The sequence below is a fragment of the Corynebacterium sp. HMSC076C10 genome (genome assembly GCF_001812455.1).
Lineage (GTDB): Bacteria > Actinomycetota > Actinomycetes > Mycobacteriales > Mycobacteriaceae > Corynebacterium > Corynebacterium jeikeium_D.
Genome location: NZ_KV809120.1, coordinates 1 through 9675, shown reverse-complemented (window position 1 = coordinate 9675; position 9675 = coordinate 1). Strand labels below are relative to the sequence as shown.

Sequence of the window (9675 nt, the reverse complement as noted above, 5' to 3'; positions counted from 1 at the left end):
CCCGGAAAAGACACACTTTTCTTTACTTAACCCCCGACGCCCAGCGCACCACTAACCAAAAGCAAAAAACGCCAGCTCCAACCGGAACTGGCGTTTAGAATTGCGACCCTGACGGGACTTGAACCCGCGACCTCCGCCGTGACAGGGCGGCGCGCTAACCAACTGCGCCACAGGGCCATCATGATTTTTAGTGGTACTCCCAACGGGATTCGAACCCGTGTTGCCGCCGTGAAAGGGCGGAGTCCTAGGCCTCTAGACGATGGGAGCCCGACTTAACGCTGCAAAGAGTTGCCCACTCAGTGGCACACTCCGCGTACACCTGCAGTGTATGAACATTGCATTTGCGCGCGCTCTTGGCAACGTAAAGAACTATAGAGGATAAGTACCCTTTTCCCAAAATCCACGGTTGAACTGGAGTTTCTTACTATTTCCGCGGACGCTACTAGTACTCAGATAAGCTCGCAACTATGGCAATTCCGGATTTCATTGTTCAGCTCCGTGAAAAAGTGGGCCACGCTCCGCTCTGGCTCCCCGGTGTCACGGCTATCGTCATTCGCGATGTTCCGCCGAATGCACCGATGTACGCCTTGCCCGAGGTCTTGCTGGTTCGTCGCTCCGATAATGGTGAATGGACCCCAGTCACCGGAATTATCGACCCGGACGAGCAGCCTCACGACGCCGCCGTGCGAGAGGTAAAGGAAGAAACGGGACTCGATGTCACAGTTGAGGCCCTGCTTGGAACTGGCGCCGTTGGCCCTATCGAACACCTCAACGGCGATGTTTCCTCATATCTGGATATCTCCATGCGCTGCAGTGTTGTTGGCGACGACGTCCCCTATGTCGCTGATGATGAATCCACTGATGTCGGATGGTTCCAGATCTCACAGATGCCACCGATGAAGCCACGCTTCCGCTTGATAGTCGCCGATGCAGTGGCGCAGCTTAAGCACCCGGCGGGCTTCAAGCCACGGATGGGCTACCACAAGCGGGAGAAGTAGGTGCCACAGAGGGCAAATACAGGCAAGATACTACAAAACCCCAGGCTGTTGATGACCTGGGGTTTTGCGTGCTTGTGGGCCCTGCGGGGCTCGAACCCGCGACCTGCGGATTAAAAGTCCGTAGCTCTACCAGCTGAGCTAAAGGCCCGCGCAACAAAATAGCCTAGCAATTACGCGCTTGTTTTTAATAATTGCCCTCCGGAGTTTTGCCCTGCCCGCGTCGATAAGTTCACGCCCCGGAACTTTTTACCCCTCCTGTCCGACTGAATTAATAAGCAGGAATACTGCGGGCACTTGATGCAGGCTTCGACAAATCCGTCGGAGTACACGCATCGTTTATGTCTACTTTTTCAGTCGAGGAAACATGGATGTCGTCGATATATCTCGTTGGCAATTTGGCATAACCACCGTCTACCACTTCATTTTTGTCCCGCTGACAATTGGTCTAGCTCCGCTCGTCGCGCTCATGCAGACACTGTGGGCCACGACGAAAAATGACCTTTGGTACCGAGCGACGCGGCTTTTCGGCACCATCTTCATTATTAACTTCGCCATGGGCGTAGCCACGGGTATCGTCCAGGAATTCCAGTTCGGTATGAACTGGTCGGAGTACTCCCGCATGATCGGTGATGTCTTCGGCGGCCCGCTGGCTCTTGAAGGCCTCATCGCATTCTTCCTGGAATCCACTTTCCTGGGACTGTGGATTTTCGGCTGGGGGCGTATTCCCACCTGGATGCACACGCTCTCGATTTGGATTGTCGCTATTGCGGTGAATATCTCGGCGTATTTCATCATCGTCGCCAATTCGTTCATGCAGCATCCTGTAGGCGCGGTCTACAACCCGGAAACCGGCCGCGCAGAGCTTACAGACTTTGGCGCACTGTTGACCAACTCCACTGCCTTGGCAGCTTTCCCGCATGCCGTGGCCAGCTCTTTCCTTACCGCCGGCACGCTCGTTGTCGGCGTCAGTGGCTGGTGGCTGGTTCAGAGCCGCCGCGGTGGCCAGAGCAATACTGTTCACGAACGGACGTTTCACAAGTCCATGAAGGTCGGGCTCTGGACAACTGTGCTCAGCTCGCTGGCGGTGTTTATCACCGGCGATATCCAGGCCAAGCTTATGTTCGAGCAGCAGCCGATGAAGATGGCATCGGCCGAGTCCCTGTGCCACACGCAGACAGATCCAATGTTCTCGATTCTGACCGTCGGTACGCACAACAATTGCGACTCGGTGCTGCATCTCATCGAGGTGCCATGGGTGCTGCCTTTCCTGGCCGAGGGCAAGTTCAGTGGCGTCACGCTCCAGGGCGTGCAGGACCTGCAAGAAAAAGCTGAGGCGGTCTTCGGCCCAGGCAATTACTCTCCGAATCTGTTCGTCACATACTGGTCTTTCCGCGCCATGATTGGGCTCATGGTCGGTTCTCTGGCTATCGCGTTTTTCGCTTGGCTATTTACTCGCAAGGGGCGCGTGCCGACGGGCAAGCGAGCCCGCATTTTCGCCGCTTGCAGTATCCTCGCGATTCCGTTCCCGTTCTTGGCCAGCAGCGCTGGCTGGATCTTTACGGAGATGGGCCGTCAGCCCTGGATTGTGCACCCGAACCCGGATCACGCGGGCGACCCGCGCACCGAGCTGATTCGCATGACCGTCGATATGGGTGTGTCCGACCACGCACCGGCCACGGTGATTATCACCCTGGTGGGCTTTACCCTGCTCTACCTGATTTTGGCAGTGGTGTGGTTCTGGTTGATTCGCCGCGCAGTTATTGCCGGACCTCCGACCGAATCCGCTGAGGCTATCAACGCCATCGGCAATGACCCCGAGCACGCTGGCCCATCGTCCCCAATCGCTACCAATCTGGGCGCGATCATCTCGTCTCCGGTTCGATTCAACAAGGTCCATGCCCAGTCCGCTGCCAGCCCCGACTCCGAAGTCTCCGCGACTGAGGACACAAAGTAGATAAGGATGTATCTCTGACATGTTCGGATTAGATCTTCCCGTTTTGTGGTTTGTCCTGATCGCGTTCCTGTTCGCCGGCTACTTCCTTCTCGAGGGCTTTGACTTCGGCGTCGGAATGCTGCTGCCGTTCGTTGGCCGCGATGAACCGCGTCGTAAAGCGATGCTCGGAACTATCGGGCCGGTATGGGACGGCAACGAAGTGTGGCTAATTACCGCTGGCGGCGCGCTCTTCGCGGCGTTTCCGGAATGGTATGCGTCTATGTTTTCCGGCTTCTACCTGCCGCTCTTCCTGATTCTGGTGGCGTTGATTGTCCGTATTGTCGGGCTGGAATGGCGCTTCAAAGTCAACGATGAGCGCTGGCGCGCCTGGTGCGACCGCGCAATCATCTTCGGCTCCTGGTTGCCGCCGATTCTGTGGGGCGTAGCGGTCGCGAACCTGGTGCGCGGTGTCCCGCTGAATGCCGACAAGAACTTGGACTCCGGCTTTAGTACCCTGCTCGGGTTGCTGAACCCGTACGCCCTGGTCGGCGGGATTGCGTTTGCGGCTGTGTTCGCTCTTCACGCAGTTACGTTCCTGCGGCTGAAGACCGCCGGCAAGCTACGCGACGAGGTCGGCAACGCCGCTCGAATTCCGGCACTGTCGGCGCTGATATTTGGCGGCGTGTTCCTCATCTGGACACAGCTGGGCTACGGAAAGACCTGGCTGTGGGCTGTTGTCGTCATCGCCGTCGCGGGGTTGGTCATTGCCATCTCCGCAACCGTAGGCAACCGCGATGGCATCGCTTTTTCCGCAACCGCGGTCACCGTAGTCGCCGTCACCACCGTTGTCTTCGGCGCCATGTACCCGTATCTGATGCCGACGACGCTTGCCGACGGCGTTTCCCTCGATATCTGGAATTCCGCCTCTAACCCTTACACGCTGAAAATCATGACCTGGACCGCGCTGGTGATTACCCCACTGGTGATTGCCTACCAGGCGTGGACATACTGGGTATTCCGCAAGCGGTTGATGGCTGAACGTAAGGTCTCGCAGTAGACCGTCCGTTGGAGGTTAGTTTCTAAAAAGTGGCACCTGTCGATCCGAAACCATTCAAGCTGTCGGCCCCAGCCTGGCGTTGGGTCATTTTCGCGGGCGCACTGACCGCCGCGAGCACAGGTGCCACAATCGCGTTGGGGCTGGCAATCGGCACTATTACGGCGCAGGTTCTGGGTGAGGCAACTCCTAATTGGACATTATTCGCGCTGATAGCCACGGCCGCTGTATTCGTTCGGGTGGCCTGCTCCTACGCGCTCGTGCGTTTCGGCCAATCTGCGGGTGCACGCGTGGCCACAGACCTGCGCAGCCGGGCACTGCGAGCCCTGGCTCTGCGCGATCCTCGCACTGTCGACACCGCGCACTGGCGCGCATTGCTTTCGGTCGGGCTCGATGGTGTGGCCGTCTACGTGGCGGAATTCCTCCCCGCACTGGTGGCCGCAGCGCTGGCTACCCCGATGGCATTGGTCGCAGTCGCATGGTTGGACCTCCCATCGGTTGCCATCGCGGTTGTCACGCTGCCACTCATTCCACTGTTCATGTGGCTGGTAGGTCGCCTCACTGAGGGCCGCACAGAACACCGTCTGGCCGACATCGGCACGGTGCGTGGTCAGATTCTCGACCTGGTCATCGGCCTGCCAACGCTCAAAGCGCACAACATGGCCGACACCCCCAGCGAGGAAATCAAGCGCCTGTCGACCCGCCACCGGAAATCCACCATGGAGGTCCTGCGCATCGCTTTCCTATCCGCGTCGGTCCTGGAATTCCTCACCACCCTGTCAATCGCCCTCATCGCCGTCGGCATCGGTTTCCGACTTCTGGGAGGCCACATGACGCTGGCAACCGGCCTGGCAGTGCTCATCATCGCCCCAGAAATCTATGGCCCGGTGCGCCAGGTTGGCCAGAAATTCCACGCCGCCCAGGACGGTGTGGTCGCTGCCACCGAAGTCACGGAACTGTTAGACAAGGACGCTGGCCAGACTCCGAACTCCACAGGCACCGCCTCTGAAACGATGGAGGGGGCGACCGAAGGAACGTCGTCAAGCAGTGTCCCCAGCGCCCCTACGGTCGTGTTCGAACGCCTTTCCGCGCCGGGGCGAGACGGCGTACGGCCAAGTGAATTAAGCGCCATCGCGCGGCCGGGCACAGTGACGGTGCTGGCGGGGCCGAACGGTGTGGGCAAGACGACAGCGCTGCTTGCGGTCGCCGGCATCGTGCACGAGGGACTGGAAGGCTCCGTAACTATTCGCTACGGCCAGCGCATTCTCCGTGGCCAGGATCTGCTGCGACGCATCGCGTGGCTGCCCCAGCGCCCAGTGTTGGACGCAGCGGCGGTGGGAGACAATTCGCGGCGCTCGCTCGGGCAACGTCAGCGGGAGGCGCTTCGGCGCGAGCTTGCCGACGACACCCGCGACCTCGTCCTCCTCGATGAACCGACAGCTCACCTGGATGCCGACAGTGCGCAGTCCGTGATTAGGCTCCTGCACGCACGTGCCCGGCGCGGAGCCACAGTGATTGCCACCAGCCATGATCCGCTGTTGATTGCAGCCGCCGACGGCGTGGTGGAGGTGCAGTCGCGATGACTACTCTGCAAGCGCTTCGTCGCCTGGTGAAACCCCGCGACCTGGTTTGGCCGGTGTTGGCGGGCACCATCACGCTGCTGTCCGCGCTGAGTCTGACCGTGGTGTCGGCGTGGCTGATTACGCGTTCTTGGCAGATGCCACCGCTGATGGACATCACCTTGGCGGTGACGTCTGTGCGCGCGCTGGGTATTTCGCGAGCTGCGTTTCGATACCTCGACCGGTTGGTCTCCCACGATGTGGCGTTGCGCACCGCCGAGCGCTCGCGCGTGAAGCTATGGGAGCATTTCGTGGCCGACCGTACGCTGGCGCTGCGTGAGCGTTCCGATATTGTCACAGCGCTCGGGGCGAATATTGACGCACTTGCCGATGCCGTCGTGCGTTCAATAGTGCCCGCGTTGGTGGCGCTGATGACCTCTCTCATCGCCGTTATCTTCGTAGCGCTGCTCTCGCCTGCCGCTGCGGTTCTCCTGGCGGTGGGGCTGCTTCTGGCCGGCGGTGTTGCTCCTTACCTGACGTATCGCACCACTGCGCGCTCAAGTCAGCGTCGCGCGGCCGCGCTTCAGTCGCATGCCGCTGCCGTCGAAGCGCTGCTTTCCGACGCCGCCGGCCTGCGTATCCACGGCCAGTTGGATGAGGCAGTCTCTGCCGCGTCATCCTCCAGCAAAACGGTTGCGGCCATCGATGACGCCGCAGGTCGAGCAAATGCCCGCGCCTCCGCACTGAGCACCGCGGCTAGCGTGTTGACCGCTGTCCTGACCGTGGTCGTAGCGTCATGGTTGGTGACGGATTCGGCCGGGGGCGCTGAAGGCGGTTTGCTGCACTCCCCCGAGTGGCTGACAGTTCTGGTTCTGGTGCCGCTAGCTGCTTTTGAATCGGTTGGTCCGCTGCCAGCTGCTGCGCAAACACTGGCGCAATCGAGGGAAGCCTTGCTGACGCTTGCGTCGAATGCGGGCGAATCAGAGGAAGCGGATGTCATGCGCTCGTCCCCAGCCCCCACAGCGCCAATTCACACGTCCACGCTCCCTCAGAACCACCTGGCAGTTCGGCCAACTCTGCAGGTTCAAGACTTGATCGTGGGCTACCCCGACGACAACAGCTCGAATACTGCGGAAGAGCCCGCTGCCCAGCCAGCTCAACTGCCGATGCAAAACTTCGAGGTCACCTTTGGCGACTACCGGGAAATCACGGCGCCGTCGGGAAGCGGAAAGACCACGCTGCTGAAAACAATCGCCGGACAAATCCCGCCGGTTGCGGGCACGGTGACCATCGCTGACGGAGACGGACGCGAGCTGTGGCGCAGTGCGGCAAGTGCCGGAGAACCCCACGAAAACACGGAGCAGTGCGACCTGGTGCGCTTCGTCGCCGAGGATGAGCACATCTTCGCCACGACGGTGCGGGACAACATCTCTATTGGTAACCCGCAGGTCAGCGACGATGACATTTACTCCGTGCTGGACGCCGTGGGCCTGCGCGATTGGGTCGATGCCGCACCCGACGGCCTGGACACGATTCTGGACAGCGGCGCGGACAGTCTCTCGGGTGGTCAGCGACGCAGGCTCATTCTCACCCGTGCGCTTGTCAGCACAGCGCCAATCCTGCTTCTCGACGAACCCACCGAACACCTCGACGAAGAGTCGAACCACATCCTGGAAATTCTCCGCAATACCACCGACCTGCCCGGTGGGAGGGGTCGCCGAACGGTGATCGTCGTCAGGCATCCGCGGACGCAGCGCTAACCGGGGCGATCCGATCCGCCAGATAAAACAGATTCGAAAACGGCAGTTCAGCGTGACACAATACTGTACGTGTTAGATACCTCCTCGAGTCCACTCAGCGCCGCCAAGCCCGCCGATGCCACGTCCGCGCACATGCACATCGGCCCCTTTGAGCTCGCTTCCCCCGTGGTACTCGCTCCGATGGCCGGTGTCACCAACGTGGCATTCCGCACGCTGTGCCGCGAGCAGGAGCTGCAGCGTACAGGCACGGTCTCGGGCCTCTATGTCTGCGAGATGGTCACCGCGCGAGCACTGGTCGAGCACAACGAGAAGACCATGCACATGACCACCTTCGCGCCTGACGAAAACCCGCGCAGCCTGCAGCTCTACACCACTGACCCGAAGTGGACCTACGAGGCCGCGAAGATGATCGTCGACGAAAACCTCGCCGACCACATCGACATGAACTTCGGCTGCCCAGTACCGAAGGTCACCCGCAAGGGCGGCGGCTCGGCGCTGCCGTACAAGCGCCGTCTCTTCGGCAACATCGTCGCCGCAGCGGTCAAAGCCACTGAGGGCACGGACATCCCGGTGACCGTGAAATTCCGCGTCGGCATCGATGACGAGCACCACACGCACCTCGATGCCGGCCGCATCGCCGCTGAGATGGGCGCCCAGGCTGTGGCTCTGCACGCCCGCACCGCAGCGCAGCGCTACTCCGGCCACGCTGACTGGTCGCAGATTGCACGGCTGAAGGAGCACATGGTCGACTCCGGCTTCAGCGATATCCCAGTGCTTGGCAACGGCGACATCTTTGCCTCCACCGATGCCCGCAAAATGCTCGACGAGACCGGCTGCGATGGTGTCGTCGTCGGTCGCGGCTGCCTTGGTCGCCCGTGGCTGTTCGCGCAGTTGTCCGCCGAGCTGCGTGGCGAAGAAGTGCCGCCGGCACCAACATTTGGTGAGGTCGCGGGGATTATCCGTCGTCACGCGGAACTGCTCGTGGAGCACGAGGGCGAGCGTAAGGGCTGCCGCGACCTGCGCAAGCACATTGCCTGGTACCTGCGGGGATACCCTGCCGGCAGTGAGGTGCGGAAGTCTCTTGCGCGCGTCGATTCGCTGGCAACGCTCGACGAGATTCTCGCACCGCTTTACGACGGCCCCAGCGCCCACGCCCGCCCGGAGGACGCCGACGGCGCCCGCGGCCGACAGGGGTCCCCTGCAAAGGTGGTCTTGCCGGAGGGCTGGCTGGACGACCCGGAGGACGACACCGTGCCCGAGGGCGCGGAGATTATGCACTCCGGTGGCTAAGCTTCGGTTCTGAGCGAGTGTTTACATAACTTTACGAGGGGTAATTGGGGGCTCCCCACTAACGCGCGACGTTGTTGAGGATTGCCTACTATGGAACGCATGCGCACTGTCTACCGAGAACAAATGGACAACTTGGCTCACAGCCTGATTGTGATGTGTGACCGAGTTGGCTCCATGCACAAGCTTGCGAACAAGGCCCTCTTCGAGGCTGATTTGGTCTCGGCTGAAACAGTTCTTTCCCAGATTGATTCTCTCGAGGACCTGCGCCAGGATGCGGAGCAGCGAGCCTTCGAGCTGTTGGCCCGCGAAGCTCCTGTGGCTGGTGATCTCCGACAGATTGTCAGTGGCCTCTACATTGTCGAGGACATCTCCCGCATGGGCGCGTTGAGTGTGCATATTGCCAACGTTGCCCGGCGTCGCCACCCGAACAAGGCACTGCCGGAGCCCGTGGAGGGGTTCTTCCGCGAGATGGCCTCTGTATCTGAGCAGATGACGCATGAAACCCGTCAGGTGCTCATCGACTACGACGTTGACCAGGCATTGGCCTTGGATAAGACCGATGACAGCATCGATGACATTCACCAGCACCTGTTTACGCTGACCAACGACGATAATTGGCCGCACTCCCCTGCGCAGACAGTGGATGTCACTCTGCTGAGCCGCTTCTACGAGCGTTACGCGGATCACGCTGTCGAGGTTGCCGCCCGGATTATTTACCTGGCCACCGGTTACAAGCGCGATGTCTACCTGGACAAGCTCGAGGATGAGCGCGACCAGCGCAGCTTTAACCAACGCCTGCAGGCCTTGGAGCGTCACCTGCGGATGTAGGTTCGTGAAGCTGCAGGCTGTTGGGGGGGCTGGGCTGTTGGGCTGCTCGGCGGGCTGGGTGTTGGGCTGGGTTGTAGGGATGTTGGGGGTGGCTGCTGGCCTGGGGCTCGGGGTTTTAGGCCGGAGTGGAGCCGTTTTTAAGCCACACCAGGCCAAACACTGCCCCAGCCACAACACCGCCCCAAACCGAGAAACTGACTAGGTTTATGACACTTTACCGCCGGTAGGGTCAGGCGGTCATTGCATCATGGAT

At 60.7% G+C, this 9675-nt stretch carries 7 protein-coding genes and 3 tRNA genes; 7 read left to right on the top strand and 3 right to left on the bottom strand.

What is annotated here, in order from left to right; all coding sequences use genetic code 11:
* Positions 1 to 103: 103 nt before the first annotated feature.
* Both HMPREF2857_RS05740 and HMPREF2857_RS05735 read right to left on the bottom strand, forming a co-directional pair.
* Positions 104 to 177 (bottom strand) — tRNA-Asp (locus HMPREF2857_RS05740).
* Positions 178 to 191: 14 nt separating this feature from the next.
* A tRNA-Glu gene (locus tag HMPREF2857_RS05735) sits at positions 192 to 267 on the bottom strand.
* A 200-nt stretch (positions 268 to 467) separates the two neighbouring features.
* On the opposite strand from HMPREF2857_RS05735, the gene HMPREF2857_RS05730 reads away from it, so the two are divergent.
* Complete coding sequence (locus HMPREF2857_RS05730) at positions 468 to 998, top strand: NUDIX hydrolase (RefSeq protein WP_070643090.1); 531 nt, start codon at positions 468 to 470, stop codon at positions 996 to 998.
* A gap of 75 nt (positions 999 to 1073) precedes the next feature.
* Here HMPREF2857_RS05730 and HMPREF2857_RS05725 read toward each other — a convergent pair.
* Positions 1074 to 1146: transfer RNA gene (locus HMPREF2857_RS05725), tRNA-Lys, on the bottom strand.
* Between the two features lie 216 nt (positions 1147 to 1362).
* Here HMPREF2857_RS05725 and HMPREF2857_RS05720 point away from each other — a divergent pair.
* The 6 genes from HMPREF2857_RS05720 to phoU all read left to right on the top strand — a co-directional run bounded on the left by HMPREF2857_RS05720 (position 1363) and on the right by phoU (position 9422).
* Positions 1363 to 2952: a cytochrome ubiquinol oxidase subunit I gene (locus HMPREF2857_RS05720; RefSeq protein ID WP_070643088.1), complete on the top strand. Its 1590-nt coding sequence runs from the start codon at positions 1363 to 1365 to the stop codon at positions 2950 to 2952.
* 19 nt (positions 2953 to 2971) lie between these two features.
* Positions 2972 to 3988: a cytochrome d ubiquinol oxidase subunit II gene (gene cydB / locus HMPREF2857_RS05715; RefSeq protein WP_070643087.1), complete on the top strand. Its 1017-nt coding sequence runs from the start codon at positions 2972 to 2974 to the stop codon at positions 3986 to 3988.
* A 29-nt stretch (positions 3989 to 4017) separates the two neighbouring features.
* On the top strand, positions 4018 to 5568 hold the full coding sequence (locus HMPREF2857_RS05710; protein ID WP_083310512.1) for an ABC transporter ATP-binding protein/permease: 1551 nt from the start codon (positions 4018 to 4020) through the stop codon (positions 5566 to 5568).
* Entirely contained in the window at positions 5565 to 7304 is a 1740-nt protein-coding gene (cydC, locus tag HMPREF2857_RS05705) for a thiol reductant ABC exporter subunit CydC (protein ID WP_070643086.1), read from the top strand. Before HMPREF2857_RS05710 ends, cydC begins: the two co-directional genes overlap by 4 nt.
* Before the next feature lie 132 nt (positions 7305 to 7436).
* Positions 7437 to 8594, top strand: coding sequence for a tRNA dihydrouridine synthase DusB (gene dusB / locus HMPREF2857_RS05700; protein ID WP_049190250.1), 1158 nt, complete (start codon positions 7437 to 7439; stop codon positions 8592 to 8594).
* 90 nt (positions 8595 to 8684) lie between these two features.
* Positions 8685 to 9422, top strand: a complete 738-nt coding sequence (phoU, locus tag HMPREF2857_RS05695) for a phosphate signaling complex protein PhoU (RefSeq protein ID WP_080969597.1) — start codon at positions 8685 to 8687, stop codon at positions 9420 to 9422.
* Positions 9423 to 9675: the final 253 nt, after the last annotated feature.